The following is a 15,951-nucleotide window of genomic DNA, read 5'->3' as shown; positions in this document are numbered from 1 at the left end:
GACGATCCCGGCGGGACGGCAGGATGCGCGGTGCGGTTCCGCCGTGGTCGCGGGACACCGGACATTCTCGCCGATCGTTTCGATTCGTGCAGGCGCAGTAACGCCGCGATGGTGGACGGCTTGCGGCAGATGGCGGAGACCGCGTCCGCTGCATGCGTATTCCGTGCGGTTGCGTTGGATCGGGAGCGAATTTTGCGGCGACGTGCGCGACGGGAATCACGCAGCTTGCGCTGGCGTGGTGCCCACGCGGAGGGAAAGCCGGGCGGCAGGGCGCCGCCCGTTTGCAGAAGGTTCGGTCAGCGCAACTGCACCGCCGCGAGGAACAGCACCATGCTGCCGATCGCGCCATCCAGCACGCGCCACGCGACCGCCTTGCGGAACCACGGCGCCAGCAATCGCGCGCCATAGCCGAGCCCGAGGAACCACACGACGCTGACCGTCATCGCGCCGATCGCGAACGCGAGCCGCGCGCCTTCCGGCTCGCGCGCGCCGGCCGTGCCGATCAGCAGGAACGTGTCGAGATACACATGCGGGTTGAGCCAAGTGAACGCGAGCGTCATCAGCACGATCGCGAGCGCGCCCTGCGGCGGCGGCGCGACCGCGTTGCCGCGCACGTCGAGCGTGTCGTGGCCCGGCTTGAACGCACGGCGCAGCGCGTTGATGCCGAACCACGCGAGATACGCGAGGCCGACGTACAGCACCGCATGGACGAAGGTCGGATAGCGCTCGACGAGCGCCGAAGCGCCGCCGACGCCCGCGCCGATCAGGATCATGTCGGACACCGCGCACAGCAGCACGATCTTGCCGACGTGCGAGCGCATGATGCCCTGGCGCAGCACGAATGCGTTCTGCGCGCCGATGGTGACGATGAGCGACGCGCATAGTGCGACGCCGTGGGAAAAAGCGAGCCAGTTCATGAGGGGACAGCCGTGGAAGCAGTAGACGAATCAATCGGGTAGCGCTAGTCTGCGATCGGCACGAAAATAAGAGAAGCTAAATCACCTAATGCGGATTAAGGAAATCTAATGCTCGACTACGCGTTGCTCGATGCCCTCGCGGCCGTGATCCGGCACGGTTCGTTCGAGCGGGCGGCCAAGGAGCTGAACGTCACGCCGTCGGCCGTGTCGCAGCGCGTGAAGCTGCTGGAGGAGCGGGTCGGCAGCGTGCTCGTCAAGCGCGGGCAGCCGTGTGTCGCGACCACGTCGGGCGCGCTGCTGTGCCGGCATACCGAACGCGTGCAACTGCTGGAAGCCGAACTGGGCGGCCGGATGCCCGCATTGCCGGGCCAGATCGCGAGCGCGTGGCCGACGTTGCGCGTGGCCGTCAACGACGACAGCGTCGCGACGTGGTTCATCGACGCGGTCGGCCCGTTCTGCACCGAGCGCGAGACGCTGCTCGATCTCGTGATCGACGATCAGGATTACACGGCGTCGCGCATCCGCGACGGCAGCGTGCAGGGCGCGGTGACCGCGCAGGCCGAGCCGATCCAGGGGTGCCGGTCGGAGCGGCTCGGGCGGATCCGTTATCGTGCGGTGTGCTCGCCGGCGTTTTACGCGCGCTATTTCGACGCGGGGATCACGCGCGATGCGCTGCGCCGCGCGCCGTGCGTGATGTTCAATCCGAAGGACGGGTTGCAGGCGCGTTTCATCCGGCGCGTGACGCGCGCGGATCTCGATCCGCCGCAGCACTGGATACCGCACGTCGCGGGCTATCTGCGCGCATGCGAAACGGGATTGGGATGGGGGATGTGCCCGGACCGGATGGTCGACCGCCAGCTGGCGGCGGGTGAATTGATCGACATGTCGCGGGGGCGCACCATCGACATCGATCTGTACTGGCAGAGCTGGCGTCTGTCGATCGGCTGGCTCGACGATTTCAGCGCGGCGCTGAAGGCGCGCGCCGCGCTGTTTCTCGATTGACCGGCGACGTGATGCAGGCGGCGCGCGCGAGATGCGCGCCGTGCGGCGTCAGACGTGTTGCAGGCCGTCGAAGTCGACGATCTGCACGTGGCGGCCCTGCATTTCGATCAGGCCGCGCTTCTGGAATTTCGACAGCGTGCGGCTGACCGTTTCGAGCGTCATGCCGAGATAGCTGCCGATGTCCTCGCGCGTCATCCGCAGGTTGAATTCCGACGGCGAGTAGCCGCGCTTCAGGTAGCGCGACGACACGTCGAGCAGGAAAGCGGCGACGCGCTCTTCGGCATTCAGCGAACCGAGCAGCATCGTTTGCGACGTTTCGCGCACGATCTGTTCGCTCATCAGCTTGTGCATGCGCAATTGCATCGAGCCGGCTTCCGAGCACAGCGCCTTGAGCGCGCTGTACGGGATCACGCAGACCGAGCTGTCTTCCAGCGCGACCGCGGTGCGCGGGTGCGTATCGTCGCAGATGCCGTCGAGGCCGAGCGCTTCGCCGGCGAGATGCAGGCCCGTGACCTGTTCGCGGCCGTCATGGCGCGTCGCGACGGTTTTCAGCGAACCCGAGCGCACCGCGTACAGGTTGTCGAATGCGTCGCCTTCGCGGAACAGCGCTTCGCCGCGCTTGACCGGGCGCGCCGCGCAGATGACCGACTCGAGGCGGCTGAGCGCTTCGGGCGCCAGGCCCTGCGGCATGCACAGGTGCCGCATCGCGCACGACGAGCAGTGTGCGGCCTGGCGGGGAGCCCAGCTACCGGTATGGGGCGCGGCGGCGGGGCGGGTGGCGACGGGCGTCAGCATGATCGTTTACTCCGGCATTGGATCGACGAAATCATTGTCCCACCGCAAGTTGCCGCTGTCGGGTGACAAAACGTCGCGACCGGCCGCGCGTGCCGAACGCCGCTCAGGCAGCCGGCTCGTCCGCGCTGGCGGCCGTCGGGATCAGCAGCACCGGCAGCGTCGCGTGGCGCACGCATTGTTCGGCGATGCTGCCGAGCACGAGGCGGCGGAAGCCGCGGCGGCCGTGCGTGCCGAGCACGAGCAGATCGGCGCCGAACGCTTTCGCGCCGTCGAGGATCAGCGACGACACGTCGTTGAGCGACGTCGCTTCGTTCAGCCGCGTTTCGCCTTTCACGCCGGCGGCCTGCATCAGCTTCGCGAAATCCTGCGCGAGCGCGTTGCCCTGCGCGACGAGCTGATCGCGCAGCACGGACGGATCGTAGCCGGGCACGTTGTAGTAGATCGCGGCGTTCTCGACGACGTAGAACGGCTGCAGCTCCGCGCCGTGCGATTTCGCGAGCGCCAGCGCGGCATCGAACGCATGGCGGGACGTGTCGCTGCCGTCGACGGCAACCAGAATTCGCTTGTACATAGTGTCTCCGAGTGGCGGGTTGAAACGAAGTCGGCCGGATGGCCGATCGGGGTGGGCAATACGCAACGCTGCGAGGCAGGGTAAACCAACGGTCGCGATCGTGCAGCGAGGCGCCTGCCGGGCCGTGCGACCGCGCTGTCGCTGTCTGTGCCGGCCCTGCGTGGCCATGCGCGCAACGCGTGCTGCATCGCGCGATGGGTGTCGTATGGTTCGGCTGCGTCGTCGGCGAAAACGCATGCGCGCGCATCGACCCGGCCCGGCAACCATGCCGATGCGCCGTACGTCTCGCCATTGAATCGCAATCGCGCCGTGACGCGATGACTTCGGTCAACGCATGCGCGTCGACACGATGCACGGCATGCATGATTGCGAATCCCGATACCAATACGCGGAATCGTTCACTGCTGCATTGTGCGAACGAGTCCCGGCCCGCGCTCCGGTCGCGCGCGGATGCACCGCCATCGATCACCGTCATCGACCGATCGCGATTCCCAATCGAACGATCGATTCAAACGCCGCGCCGGCTATCCTGGCACAACGGTCAACTCGATCACGCGCGCCGGCCGGCGGCCGTGGCCGGGCCAATACGCGCTGCCGTACATCCGGTGAACGGGACCGAACGGCGTGTCGCCTGCAGACGGCGCGTCGAAGCCTTTCTCGATCACCCTGTAGCCGGCGCGTAGCGCGAACGCCGGATGGTTGCCGTCGGGGCGACTGTCGAATCCGGCCAAACCGTCGCCGGCTTCCGGCATCGCATTGACGAGCGATGCGTTGCTGCGCGTGATCTGGTCGGGCGAGATCGGCCCGACGCCGGCGAGGCGCGACGCTTCGCGGTGCTTGCCGTCGGTGTCGACCGTGCTGTCGTGCGTGTCGTCGTTGTCGAGTTCGATGCTGCGCGGATGCGCACCCCGTGTTTGAGCGGACGATTCCATCGCGGCTCTCCTGGCGGCGACACGCTCCGGATCGAAGCAAATCCCGTTCCGGGCACGACGGGAAAAGGCGCGCGGGCGATCGCCGCGGTCGCGCGACGCGCACTGATTTGTCATGATTTATTTCAGCTAGAAGACGCGTTTTCTACAGAGTATGATTCTTTTCCTGCGAAGCGGCGACAGGGGATGAAGTCTCGCCGCCTCTGCCCGCGCCGGGGCGCCGCAGCACCCTTAAAGACGGGTAGCGAACAACAAAGCAAGGGACTAGAGGTGGCGGACTCATGCAAGCGACTACTGCCTTCACGCATCGCGGTTATCTGTTGAATTGCGCGCCCGCACGCGCCAGTGACGGTTCGTTCAAGCCCTACGTCGTGATCTCCCGATCGAGCGACGGGGAACTCGTGGCGAACCGGTTTTTTCCGATCGAGCTCCAGTTCAACGACGAAGGCGACGCGATCGCGCACGCGCGCGACTGGGCCGTGCGCTGGATCGACGCGAGCAGCATCGCGATGTGACGCCGTCGCCCGCGAGCAGCGTCGGCCGTCCGGCCGATCCCCGGGGGCGCCGCTCCCGGACAAAAAACGCGGTAATCTTGCGGAACCCGTCACTTTATTAGCGGCCGCGCAACCGCGCTCGGCTGTCTGCATTGGCCTATGTCGACATCACCCGCCCGTCAGTGGGGCCTCGAAGAAATCGTCGCCGGCTTGCGCGAGTCGCGCGAGGAACTCCATCGCACGCGCCATCCGCGCGGCATCCGCGAGCTGCCGTCGCGCGATGCAATCTGCAAGATTGTGACCGGCCTGCGCGCGTCGATGTTTCCGACGCACTACGGTGCGCCCGACCTGACCGACGAAAGCGTCGACTACTACGTCGGCCACACGCTCGAAAGCACGCTGCGCGTGTTGTCCGAGCAGATTCGCCGCGCGCTGCCGTTCCTGCCCGAGCATGTCGACACGCCGTTCGCCGAGCTCGACGAACGCGCGTTCGAGATCGCGCGCGAGTTCGGCCGGCAGTTGCCGGCGATCCGCGCGCTGCTCGTCAGCGACATCCAGGCCGCGTACGCGGGCGATCCGGCCGCGCAGCACATCACCGAGATCCTGCTGTGCTACCCCGGCGTGTTCGCGATGATGCACCATCGGCTCGCGCACGCGCTGCACCAGCTTGGCGTGCCGTTGCTCGCGCGGTTCATCAATGAAATCGCGCACTCGGCCACCGGCATCGACATTCATCCGGGCGCGCAGATCGGCCCGAGCTTCTTCATCGACCACGGCACCGGTGTCGTGATCGGCGAAACCGCGATCATCGGCGAACGCGTGCGCGTGTACCAGGCCGTCACGCTCGGCGCGAAAAGTTTCCCGGCGGATGGCGAAGGCGCGCTGGTGAAGGGCAATGCGCGGCACCCGATCGTCGAGGATGACGTGGTGATCTACGCGGGCGCGACGATTCTCGGCCGCGTGACGATCGGGCGCGGCTCGGTGATCGGCGGCAACGTGTGGCTCACGCACAGCGTGCCGCCCGGCACGAGCGTCGCGCAGGGCAAGGTTCGCGAGGGCGGGAGCGCGGAGAAGCCGTAACGTGGCGGCGGGCGAATGCGCGGGGGTGGTTCTGCACAACGCGGCGCACGACGCGTAATGGATCGGCGGCCGGCCCGCCGTCGGGCGTTATCGGGCGTGAGCGGCGCGAAGCTTGTTCGACCCGTCGCACGAAGGCGGCGCGCAGCCGCCTTCGTTCATCGAAGCGTCAGTGCTTGCCGTCCGGCGAGCGGTGCTTGTACAGCACGTCCTGATCGACGCGGATCAGGTTCTGGCCCGCATCGACGACGAAATCCACGCCGTTGTACGCATTGCCCGTCAGCAACAGGATCGCGCTCGCGACGTCGTCGGGGCCCGCGATGCGCGCGAGCGGCGTCGATGCGCGGCTCGCGTGTTCGAAGTCGGCCTGCGTCTGGTCGTCGCTCGGCAGCATCAGCCCCGGGAACACCGCATTCACGCGCAACACCGGCGCGGACGACAGCGCGAGCATCTGCGTGAGGTTGCCGAGCGCGGCCTTCGCGACCGTGTAGCTGAAATGGTCGCGGTGAAAGTTTTCCTTGATCTTCTGGTCGACCACGTTCACGACGACGCCCTGCGTGCCGGCCGCGCGGGCCCGCTCGTAGAACGCGCGCGTGAGCAGGATCGGCGCGCGGCAGTTGACGGCCCACGCGTGGTCGAACGCCGCGAGATCGAAGCTCGGGAAATGGTCCTGCCAGAACACCGACGCGTTGTTGACCAGCACGTCGAGGCGCCCGAAGCGCGCATACACCTGGTCGATCAGCGCGGTGATCTGCGCGGCATCGGACAGGTCGGCCTGCAGCGCGACCGAATCGTGCCCGCGTTCGGCGATCGTTCGCGCAGCGGCCTGCGCGGCATCGGCCGAACGGTCGTAGTGCACCGCGGTGCGATAGCCGTGCGCGGCGAAATACTCGGCGAACGCGCGCCCGGCCCGGCGCGCGGCGCCGGTCACGAGCACGACCGGCGCGTGCGCCGTTTGCTTCGTCTGCTCCATCAGGTATTCGTCAGGTTGACCGAGGAAGGATTCGCGACGATCGACAGGAATTCGCGACGCGTCGACGGATCGGTGCGGAACGTACCGAGCATGCGCGACGTGACCATCTCGACGCCCGGCTTGTGCACGCCGCGCGTCGAGATGCACTGGTGCGCGGCTTCGAGGATCACGCCGACGCCCTTCGGCTGCAGCACGTCGAACAGCGTGTCGGCGATCTGCACGGTCATCTTTTCCTGGATCTGCAGGCGCTTCGCGAATGCGTCGACGAGGCGCGCGAGCTTCGAAATGCCGACGACGCGATGGTTCGGCAGATACGCGACGTGCGCGCGGCCGATGATCGGCACCATGTGATGCTCGCAGTAGCTCTCGAAGCGGATGTCCTTCAGCACGATCATTTCGTCGTAGCCGTCGACCTCGCTGAACGTGCGCGCGAGGATGTCGCGCGGCTCCAGCGCATAGCCGGCGAAGAACTGCTCGTAGGCGCGCACGACGCGTGCGGGCGTGTCGAGCAAGCCTTCGCGCGCGGGATCGTCGCCGGCCCAGCGCAACAGCACGCGGACGGCGTCTTCTGCTTCTTCACGGCTCGGCCGCGAGGCGACCGGCTCGGGCTGTGTGGTTTTCTTTCCCTTACCCATGTAGTGGCTCCATCGAAGGCCGCCTGCGGCGGCCGATATCCGGCCATTGTTTCATGCTTTCGCCGGTCGTGTGTGCGGGCCGCCGCGCCCGCTTCTTTACTTCGGCCATTCGTCCTGCTCGTCGTTGAACAGCGACGCGACGACGCCGCGCAGCCATGCGGTGCGCGGATCGTTGTGGTACTTGCGATGCCAGTGCTGTTTCAGGTCGAAGCGCGGCAGCGCGAGCGGCGGCTCGACGGGCACGATGAACGCGTGCTCGGCCGCGTACGCATAGCCGATCGCATGCGGCACCGTCGCGATCAGGTCGGTGCGGCTCAGGATGAACGGCAGACTCATGAAGTGCGGCGTTTCGAGCACCGCGCGGCGCTGCATGCGCTGCTTCGCCAGATATTTCTCGAGCACCTCCTGGCTGCGGCCTTCGGCGCGCACGACGGCGTGGCCGCACGTGAGGAACTGCTCGACCGTGAACGGCGGCGTCTGCTCGAACGGATGGCCGCGCCGCATCAGGCAGACGAACCGGTGCGTGAACAGCCGCTGCTGGAAGAAGTTGTTGCCGTCGAGATCGGGGAAGTAGCCGACCGCGAGATCGATCGACCCGGCTTCGAGGCCGCGTCCGACTTCGTCGTGCGCGAGCGAGACCGAACGCAGGTTCGCGTGCGGCGCAAGCGTCGCGAACGCCTGCAGCAGCTTCGGCAGGAACACGATCTCGCCGACGTCGGACAGCGCGATCGAGAACGTATGCGTGCTCGCGGCCGGGTCGAAGTCGTGCGGCGCGACGAGGCCGCGCTCGATCTGCGCGAGCGCGTCGCGGGCGGCCGGCAGCAGCGCGAGCGCGCGCGGCGTCGGCTCCATCCCGCGCGACGTGCGCACGAACAGCGGATCGCCGAAGTATTCGCGCAGCCGGCCGAGCGCCGTGCTCACGCGCGGCTGGCTCACGCCGAGCAGGTCGCCCGCGCGGCTGACGTTGCGCGTGTCGTCGAGTGCGACGAGGTAGGGAATCAGGTTCAGGTCGAGCGGGTCCATCGCCGGGGCCGGTATCTTCAAAACGTATACAACATATCTCCTGAATCGCGTTGCCGCATAGTCGGGAAAGCGCTCAAATGTGTTCCATTATTCGAACCAAAGTTCTGGAGACGAACAATGCGCACCCAAGTCGCGATCATCGGCGCCGGTCCGTCCGGCCTTCTGCTTTCCCACCTGCTGCGCCTGCAAGGCGTCGATTCCATCCTCGTCGAAGCGCGCTCGCGCGAATACTGCGAGAACCGCATCCGCGCCGGTGTGCTGGAGCAGGGCACGGTCGACACGCTGAACGAAGCCGGCCTCGGCGACCGGATGCGCCGCGAAGGGCTCGAACATCACGGCATCGAGCTGCTGTTCGATGGCCAGCGCCACCGCATCGACCTGTCCGAACTGACCGGCGGGCGCGCGATCACCGTCTACAGCCAGCATGAAGTCGTGCGCGACCTGATCGCGGCCGGCGTCGAGCACGGCCATCAGATGCACTTCGAAGTGAGCGACGTCGCGCTGCACGACGTCGAAAGCGAGCACCCGTTCGTCACGTTCAAGCACGCGGACGGCCGCGCGGACCGCATCGACTGCGATTACATCGCCGGCTGCGACGGCTTCCACGGCATCGCACGCCAGACGATTCCCGCCGAGCGGCTGAACACGTTCGAGCGCGTCTACCCGTTCGCGTGGCTCGGCATCCTCGCTGACGCGGCGCCGTCGCTCGACGAGCTCGTGTATGCGCATCACGACAACGGTTTCGCGTTGTTCTCGATGCGCTCGCCGACGGTCACGCGCCTGTACCTGCAGTGCAAGCCGGATGAAGACCTCGCCGAATGGTCCGACGCGCGGATCTGGGACGAACTGCACACGCGTTTCTCGAACGACACCGGCTGGACGCCGACCGAGGGCCGGATCACGCAGAAGAGCGTGACGCCGATGCGCAGCTTCGTGTCGGAGACGATGCAGCACGGCCGCCTGTTCCTCGCCGGCGACGCCGCGCACATCGTGCCGCCGACCGGCGCGAAGGGGATGAACCTCGCGGTGGCCGACGTCCGCGCGCTGTCGCGCGCGCTCGGCGCGCGCTACCGGACGGGCGACGCGACGCCGCTCGAGCGCTATTCGGCGACCTGCCTCGAACGCGTGTGGCGCGCCGAGCACTTTTCTTACTTCATGACGAACATGCTGCATGCGTCGCCGGACGACTCCCCGTTCGTCAATCGCCTGAAGTTTGCCGAGCTGAAATACGTGACGCGTTCGCGGGCCGCCGCGCAGTCGCTCGCCGAAAACTACGTCGGCTTGCCGTTCGACGACGCGACGCCCCCCGAGCGAACCCGCCTTGACAACGCGCTGTGCGCGACTCTATGATCGGCCATCGTTCGCTAATCGAATCAAGGTTCGAATAGCGAACAAAAGCCGAGGGTCGACGAAGGCCTCCGGCGCGGCACGCGGCACGCGCGTGTCCCCTCGACAGGCCGCGCACGAGCCGCGGGTTCGCATCAGGAAGAGACATGGTCAACAAGATTTTCGAATCGCTTCAGTCGGCGGTTGCCGACGTCCACGATGGCGCGACAATCATGATCGGCGGCTTCGGCACGGCCGGCATGCCGTCCGAGCTGATCGACGCGCTGATCGAACAGGGCGCGCGCGACCTGACGATCGTCAACAACAACGCGGGCAACGGCGAGACGGGTCTCGCGGCGCTGCTGAAGGCGAAGCAGGTGCGCAAGATCATCTGCTCGTTCCCGCGCCAGAGCGACTCGCAGGTGTTCGACGCGCTGTACCGTGCGGGCGAGATCGAGCTGGAGCTCGTGCCGCAGGGCAACCTCGCGGAGCGCATCCGCGCGGCGGGCGCCGGCATCGGCGGCTTCTTCACGCCGACGGGCTACGGCACCAAGCTTGCGGAAGGCAAGGAAACGCGCGTGATCGACGGCAAGCCGTACGTGTTCGAGACGCCGATCCACGCCGATTTCGCGCTCGTGAAGGCGTACAAGGGCGATCGCTGGGGCAACCTCGTGTATCGCAAGACCGCGCGCAACTTCGGGCCGATCATGGCCAGCGCGGCGAAGGTCGCGATCGTCCAGGTGTCGGAAGTCGTGCCGCTCGGCGGGCTGAACCCGGAACACATCGTGACGCCGGGCATTTTCGTGCAGCGGATCGTCGAGGTGCCGCAGGCCGCGCACGCGGCCGAGCTGGCCGCCGAACACGCTGCATCGCAAGCCGCCTGACCGCCTGGAGGAAAACCGACATGAAACGACTGACCCGCGATGAAATGGCCAAGCGCGTCGCCCAGGACATCCCCGAAGGCGCGTACGTGAACCTCGGCATCGGCGTGCCGACGCTGGTGGCGAACCACCTTGACCCGAGCAAGGAGATCTTCCTGCACAGCGAGAACGGCCTGCTCGGCATGGGCCCGGCGCCCGCGCCCGGCGAGGAAGACGACGAGCTGATCAACGCCGGCAAGCAGCACGTGACGCTGCTCACCGGCGGCGCGTATTTCCACCACTCGGATTCGTTCGCGATGATGCGCGGCGGCCACCTCGACTACTGCGTGCTCGGCGCGTTCCAGGTATCGGCGAACGGCGACCTCGCGAACTGGCATACGGGTGCGCCCGATGCGATTCCGGCCGTCGGCGGCGCGATGGACCTCGCGATCGGCGCGAAGCAGGTGTTCGTGATGATGGAGCACCTGACGAAGCAGGGCGAGAGCAAGATCGTCGCGCAGTGCTCGTATCCGGTCACCGGCGTGCAATGCGTGAGCCGTATCTATACGGATCTCGCCGTGCTCGACGTGACGGCCGATGGCCTCGCGGTGAGCGAGATCTTCACCGACCTGTCGTTCGACGAGTTGCAGAAGCTGACCGGCGTGCCGCTGATCGACGCGACGCAGAAGGCAGCCGCCTGAACGGCAAGCGTGCCGGTGCGCGCTTTCGTGCGCACGCCGGCACGCTTGGGTAGACAATAGGCGCACGCCGTTTCCCCATTCCGATGCCATGCTCGAAGACAGCGCCCGCCTGACCTCCCTGATCTGCGGCACCGAGCCGCTCAACCGGATCTGGTCGCCTCGCGCGACGATCCAGCGGATGCTCGACGTCGAGGCCGCGCTCGCGCGCGCGCTCGCCGCGCAGCGAGTGATTCCCGCCACCGCGGTCGCGCCGATCGAACGCGCGTGCGACGCCGGCCGGCTCGACGCCGATGCGCTCGCGCACGGCGCGGCGCTCGGCGGCAATCTCGCGATTCCGCTCGTCAAGCAACTCACCGCGCAAGTGAAGGCCGACGACCCCGAGGCCGCGAAGTTCGTGCACTGGGGCGCGACGAGCCAGGACATCATCGATACCGCGACCGTGCTGCAGTTGCGCGACACGCTCGACGTGCTCGAATCGCTGCTCGACGAAGCCTGCGCGTCGCTCGCGGCGCTCGCGCGCACGCACCGCGCGACGCCGATGATCGGCCGCACGTGGCTGCAGCAGGCGCTGCCGATCACGCTCGGCCTCAAATTCGCCCAATGGCTCGATGCGCTGCTGCGCCATCGCGCGCGCTTCGTCGAGTTGCGCGAGCGCGCGCTCGTGCTGCAGTTCGGCGGCGCGGCCGGCACGCTCGCGAGCCTGCGCGAGCATGCGGCCGGCGTGAGCGCCGCGCTCGCGGCCGACCTGAAGCTCGCGTTGCCGGCCGTGCCGTGGCATACGCAGCGTGACCGCATCGCGGAAGCCGCGTCGTGCTTCGGGATGCTGACCGGCACGCTCGGCAAGATCGCACGCGACGTGTCGTTGCAGATGCAGACCGAAGTGGGCGAGCTCGGCGAACCGGCGGCCGCCGGCAAGGGCGGCTCGTCGACGATGCCGCACAAGCGCAACCCGGTCGGCTGCGCGGCCGTGCTGACGGCCGCCGTGCGTGCGCCGAACTTCGTCGCGACCGTGTTCGCGGGGATGGTGCAGGAGCACGAGCGCGCCCTCGGCGGCTGGCAGGCCGAATGGGATGCGCTGCCCGATCTCGCGCGCCTGACGGGCGGCGCGCTCGCGCAGATCGCGCAGATCGTCGCGGGCCTCGACGTCAATACCGACCGCCTCGCCGCGAACCTCGACCTGACGCACGGGCTGATCCTCGGCGAAGCCGTGATGCTCGCACTCGGCGACAAGATCGGCCGGCTCGATGCGCACCACGTCGTCGAGCATGCGTCGAAGGAAGCCGTGCGCACCGGGGCGACGCTGTTCGACGTGCTCGCCGCCGATGCGACCGTGTCGGCCCACCTGTCGCGCGACGCGCTCGCGCGGCTGCTCGATCCCGCCCTTTACGTCGGCGAGGCACAGGCCTACGTCGACGCCGTGCTCGCGCTGCACGCGGGCGCGAAACAACCAGGAGAACATTGATGCCTTTCGCCACTGTCAACGGCGTGAAACTGCATTACCGGATCGACCGTGCCGCACGCGACGACGCGCCGTGGCTCGTCTTCTCGAACTCGCTCGGCGCCGACCTGCAGATGTGGGCGCCGCAGATTCGCCCGCTCACGCAGCACTTCAATATCCTGCGCTACGACACGCGCGGCCACGGCCATTCCGACGCGCCGGCCGGTTCGTACACGATCGAACAGCTGGCCGGCGACGTGATCGGCCTGCTCGACCACGTCGGCATCGACTGCGCGCATTTCTGCGGGATCTCGATGGGTGGATTGACGGGCGCCGCGCTCGCCGCGCGCTACCCGTCGCGCATCGTGCGCGCGGTGCTGTCGAATACCTCGGCCAAGATCGGCTCGCCGGAAGTGTGGGCGCCGCGTGCGCAGAAGGCGCGCGCAGAAGGGATGGCCGCGCTCGCCGACGCCGTGCTGCCGCGCTGGTTCACCGACGCATTCGTCGACCGCGAGCCGCGCCTGTTCGACGCGATCCGCGACACCTTCGTGCATACCGACAAGGACGGCTACGCGGCGAACTGCGACGCGCTGAACGCGGCCGACCTGCGCGAGGAAGTGAAGGGCATCGCACTGCCGGTGCTTGTCGTGACCGGCGCGAAGGACATGTCGACGCCGCCCGATCAGGGCCGCGCGCTCGCCGCCGCGATTCCCGGTGCGCTGCACGTCGAATTCGACGCCGCGCACATTTCGAACATCGAGTGCACCGACGGTTTCAACCGCGCGCTGCTCGATTTCCTGACTGCGTGAGGCACCGGCGATGGACGACCAGGAACGTTATGAAGCAGGGATGAAGGTGCGTCGCGCGGTGCTTGGCGACGCGCACGTCGACCGTTCGCTCGAGAATCGTACCGAAGTGACGGAGGAATTTCAGAACCTGATCACGCGCTATGCGTGGGGCGAGATCTGGACACGCGACGGCCTGCCGCGCCATACGCGCAGCCTGCTGACCATCGCGATGATGGTCGCGCTGAACCGCGGCGAGGAGCTGGCGCTGCACCTGCGCGCCGCGCGCAACAACGGCGTGACGCGCGACGAGATCAAGGAAGTGCTGCTGCAGACCGCGATCTATTGCGGCGTGCCGGCCGCGAATTCCGCGTTCCATCTCGCGGACAAGATCTTCAAGGAACAAGATGGGGCCGGTTAAGTGCTGGCGGTAATCTGATCGATTGGCCCGCCGAGGTTGGCGGGCCGTCGTCGATGAAGAACGCGCCGGCAGCGAATCGGTGCGTGAACGAAGGAAAGGCGCGGCCACGAGGCCGCGCTTGTTGCATCTATATCAATGTTGGATGCGACCGGATCGAGCGCTGACGCGCCCACGCCGGCCGACAAGGAGACAAGCGATGAATCGCACACCCGTGGTCGATGTCCAGACCTTCATCAACGAGCAGCCGTTCGGCGGCTTTCAATGGCTCGTATTCCTCATGTGTTTCGTGATCGTGCTGCTCGACGGCTTCGATACGGCCGCGATCGGCTTCATCGCGCCGTCGCTGCTCGGCGAATGGAACCTCACGAAGCCCGATCTCGCGCCGGTGCTCAGCGCCGCGCTGTTCGGCCTGGCGTGCGGCGCGCTCGTGTCGGGCCCGCTGTCCGACCGGCTCGGCCGCCGCTCGCTGCTGCTCGGTTCAGTGTTCCTGTTCGGGGTCGCATGCCTGATGTCCGCGTTCTCGAACACGATCGGACACCTGACGATCCTGCGCTTCATCACCGGCGTCGGGCTCGGCGCAGCGATGCCGAACGCGGTCACGATGATGGGCGAGTTCTGCCCGGACAAGCGCCGCGCGACCGTGATCAACCTGATGTTCTGCGGCTTTCCGCTCGGCGCCGCGTTCGGCGGTTTCCTGGCCGCATGGATGATTCCGCATTTCGGCTGGCGCAGCGTGCTGATGCTCGGCGGCGTGACGCCGCTGCTGCTCGGCGTGCTGTTGCTGCTGAAGATGCCGGAATCGGTGCGCTTCATGGTCGCGAGCGGCCGGTCCATCGACAAGATCCGCGCCACGCTCGCACGGATCTCGCGCGACGCGCTGAACGCCGGCTCGTTCGTGCTGACCGAAGCCGCGCCGCAGACCGGCGGCAAGGGCCTCGGCGTCGTGCTGTCGCGCTCGTACCTCGTCGGCTCGGTGATGCTGTGGCTCGCATACTTCATGGGCCTCGTGATCTTCTACGCGTCGATCAACTGGATGCCGATTCTGCTGAAGGATGCGGGCCTGACGCCGAAGAGCGCGACGCTGATCTCCGCGCTGTTCCCGCTCGGCGGCGTGGGCGCGGTGCTGTGCGGCGTGCTGATGGACCGCTTCAACGCGAACCGCGTGATCGCCGTGTGCTACGCGCTGACGGCTGTGAGCGTATATGCGATCGGGCAGGCGGCCGGCAACGTCGGGTTGCTGGTGCTGGTCGTGTTCGTGGCCGGCGTGCTGATGAATACCGCGCAATCGTCGATGCCGGCGCTGGCCGCCGCGTTCTATCCGACCGAAGGGCGCGGCACGGGCGTCGCATGGATGCTCGGCGTCGGTCGTTTCGGCGGGATCGCGGGGTCGTTCCTCGTCGCCGAACTGACGCGCCGGCACTTCTCGTTCGCGGGCGTGTTCGCGACGATTGCCGTCGCGGGCGTGCTGGCCTGCGCTGCGCTACTGATCAAGCAGATGGCGCGGCCGCATGGCGTCGCGCAGCCGGCAGGCAAGATCGAGTCGCTCGGGCATTGAGCGGCGTACGGGCCGGTGCGGTGCGCCGGCCCAGTGCATGACGGATTCGGGTCGGTTGCAAGCCAATCGACCGACGCACGACAGCAGACCGGGCCGCCTTCGCGGCCCGTCGGCATTCCGGCCGTCGCACCGTTACTCCTCCGCGTCGTGTTCCTTGACGAAGTTGCGCAGATACGCGCGCAACGCGGCTTCCCGGCTGCGATGATCGTCGTGGTTCGCGGCGCCCATTTCCTCCTCGTCGCCGAACAGCGTCGGCGGCGCGCAGTAAGTGCCGACTTCGATGTTCTCGCGCAGCACGCGGATGTCGTGCGTGAGCGGGTGATACTCGGCGATCCAGTGCATGCCCTCGATGTGCTCGCCCGCTCTCAGCATTGGCTTCATCAGCAATCTCCATGCAGAGCAGCGGTGCAACCGCCGAAGCGGTCGCACGCGCCCGTACCGAAAGGGTA

General features: G+C 67.4%; 18 protein-coding genes. 10 read left to right on the top strand and 8 right to left on the bottom strand.

The genetic code is table 11. From position 1 onward, the window contains the following. Positions 1 to 296: 296 nt before the first annotated feature. Entirely contained in the window at positions 297 to 917 is a 621-nt protein-coding gene (locus KR541_RS19880) for a LysE/ArgO family amino acid transporter (protein ID WP_124631482.1), read from the bottom strand. Positions 918 to 1,025: 108 nt separating this feature from the next. On the opposite strand from KR541_RS19880, the gene KR541_RS19875 reads away from it, so the two are divergent. Beyond that, on the top strand, positions 1,026 to 1,919 hold the full coding sequence (locus KR541_RS19875; protein WP_006480142.1) for a LysR family transcriptional regulator ArgP: 894 nt from the start codon (positions 1,026 to 1,028) through the stop codon (positions 1,917 to 1,919). Positions 1,920 to 1,967: 48 nt separating this feature from the next. Here the strand turns inward: KR541_RS19875 and fnr are convergent, their stop codons facing one another. The 3 genes from fnr to KR541_RS19860 all read right to left on the bottom strand — a co-directional run bounded on the left by fnr (position 1,968) and on the right by KR541_RS19860 (position 4,217). Next, complete coding sequence (fnr, locus tag KR541_RS19870; protein ID WP_050017192.1) at positions 1,968 to 2,714, bottom strand: fumarate/nitrate reduction transcriptional regulator Fnr; 747 nt, start codon at positions 2,712 to 2,714, stop codon at positions 1,968 to 1,970. A 103-nt stretch (positions 2,715 to 2,817) separates the two neighbouring features. After that, the gene (locus KR541_RS19865; RefSeq protein WP_050017191.1) at positions 2,818 to 3,285 is read right to left on the bottom strand and encodes a universal stress protein; all 468 of its coding nucleotides are present in this window, start codon (positions 3,283 to 3,285) and stop codon (positions 2,818 to 2,820) included. A 524-nt stretch (positions 3,286 to 3,809) separates the two neighbouring features. Next, positions 3,810 to 4,217, bottom strand: coding sequence for a DUF3005 domain-containing protein (locus tag KR541_RS19860; RefSeq protein ID WP_050017189.1), 408 nt, complete (start codon positions 4,215 to 4,217; stop codon positions 3,810 to 3,812). Between the two features lie 278 nt (positions 4,218 to 4,495). On the opposite strand from KR541_RS19860, the gene KR541_RS19855 reads away from it, so the two are divergent. Together KR541_RS19855 and epsC are read left to right on the top strand one after the other, a co-directional pair. Next, positions 4,496 to 4,729 (top strand): hypothetical protein, encoded by a 234-nt coding sequence (locus tag KR541_RS19855; protein WP_050017188.1) that lies wholly within the window; start codon positions 4,496 to 4,498, stop codon positions 4,727 to 4,729. 138 nt (positions 4,730 to 4,867) lie between these two features. Beyond that, positions 4,868 to 5,788 (top strand): serine O-acetyltransferase EpsC, encoded by a 921-nt coding sequence (epsC, locus tag KR541_RS19850; protein WP_050017187.1) that lies wholly within the window; start codon positions 4,868 to 4,870, stop codon positions 5,786 to 5,788. Positions 5,789 to 5,954: 166 nt separating this feature from the next. On the opposite strand, the gene KR541_RS19845 is transcribed toward epsC, so the two are convergent. The 3 genes from KR541_RS19845 to KR541_RS19835 form a co-directional block, all read right to left on the bottom strand. Beyond that, positions 5,955 to 6,758: an SDR family oxidoreductase gene (locus KR541_RS19845; protein ID WP_050017186.1), complete on the bottom strand. Its 804-nt coding sequence runs from the start codon at positions 6,756 to 6,758 to the stop codon at positions 5,955 to 5,957. Then, positions 6,758 to 7,393, bottom strand: coding sequence for a GTP cyclohydrolase I FolE (folE, locus tag KR541_RS19840; protein ID WP_050017185.1), 636 nt, complete (start codon positions 7,391 to 7,393; stop codon positions 6,758 to 6,760). The genes KR541_RS19845 and folE overlap by 1 nt, the downstream gene beginning before the upstream one ends. A gap of 96 nt (positions 7,394 to 7,489) precedes the next feature. Then, a complete protein-coding gene (locus KR541_RS19835; RefSeq protein WP_050017184.1) occupies positions 7,490 to 8,416 on the bottom strand; it encodes a LysR family transcriptional regulator in 927 nt (308 codons plus the stop codon). Positions 8,417 to 8,533: 117 nt separating this feature from the next. On the opposite strand from KR541_RS19835, the gene pobA reads away from it, so the two are divergent. From pobA to KR541_RS19800, 7 genes are all read left to right on the top strand, one after another. Next, complete coding sequence (gene pobA, locus KR541_RS19830) at positions 8,534 to 9,766, top strand: 4-hydroxybenzoate 3-monooxygenase (RefSeq protein ID WP_050017183.1); 1,233 nt, start codon at positions 8,534 to 8,536, stop codon at positions 9,764 to 9,766. Between the two features lie 143 nt (positions 9,767 to 9,909). Continuing rightward, positions 9,910 to 10,626 (top strand): 3-oxoacid CoA-transferase subunit A, encoded by a 717-nt coding sequence (locus KR541_RS19825; RefSeq protein ID WP_006480132.1) that lies wholly within the window; start codon positions 9,910 to 9,912, stop codon positions 10,624 to 10,626. Between the two features lie 20 nt (positions 10,627 to 10,646). Next, positions 10,647 to 11,303, top strand: coding sequence for a CoA transferase subunit B (locus KR541_RS19820; protein WP_006482308.1), 657 nt, complete (start codon positions 10,647 to 10,649; stop codon positions 11,301 to 11,303). A gap of 88 nt (positions 11,304 to 11,391) precedes the next feature. After that, complete coding sequence (locus KR541_RS19815; protein WP_050017182.1) at positions 11,392 to 12,765, top strand: 3-carboxy-cis,cis-muconate cycloisomerase; 1,374 nt, start codon at positions 11,392 to 11,394, stop codon at positions 12,763 to 12,765. Then, on the top strand, positions 12,765 to 13,550 hold the full coding sequence (gene pcaD / locus KR541_RS19810; protein ID WP_050017181.1) for a 3-oxoadipate enol-lactonase: 786 nt from the start codon (positions 12,765 to 12,767) through the stop codon (positions 13,548 to 13,550). The genes KR541_RS19815 and pcaD overlap by 1 nt, the downstream gene beginning before the upstream one ends. A 10-nt stretch (positions 13,551 to 13,560) precedes the next feature. Then, positions 13,561 to 13,947 carry a 4-carboxymuconolactone decarboxylase gene (gene pcaC, locus KR541_RS19805; RefSeq protein WP_050017180.1) on the top strand — a complete coding sequence of 129 codons (387 nt, stop codon included), beginning with the start codon at positions 13,561 to 13,563 and terminating at the stop codon, positions 13,945 to 13,947. A gap of 196 nt (positions 13,948 to 14,143) precedes the next feature. Next, a complete protein-coding gene (locus tag KR541_RS19800) occupies positions 14,144 to 15,502 on the top strand; it encodes an MFS transporter (protein ID WP_050017179.1) in 1,359 nt (452 codons plus the stop codon). 132 nt (positions 15,503 to 15,634) lie between these two features. Here KR541_RS19800 and KR541_RS19795 read toward each other — a convergent pair whose 3' ends face one another. Beyond that, positions 15,635 to 15,883, bottom strand: a complete 249-nt coding sequence (locus tag KR541_RS19795) for a hypothetical protein (protein ID WP_050017178.1) — start codon at positions 15,881 to 15,883, stop codon at positions 15,635 to 15,637. Positions 15,884 to 15,951 lie beyond the last annotated feature (68 nt).

The sequence above is a fragment of the Burkholderia sola genome (genome assembly GCF_905400185.1).
Lineage (GTDB): Bacteria > Pseudomonadota > Gammaproteobacteria > Burkholderiales > Burkholderiaceae > Burkholderia > Burkholderia sola.
This window is presented reverse-complemented; position numbering and strand designations above follow the sequence as displayed.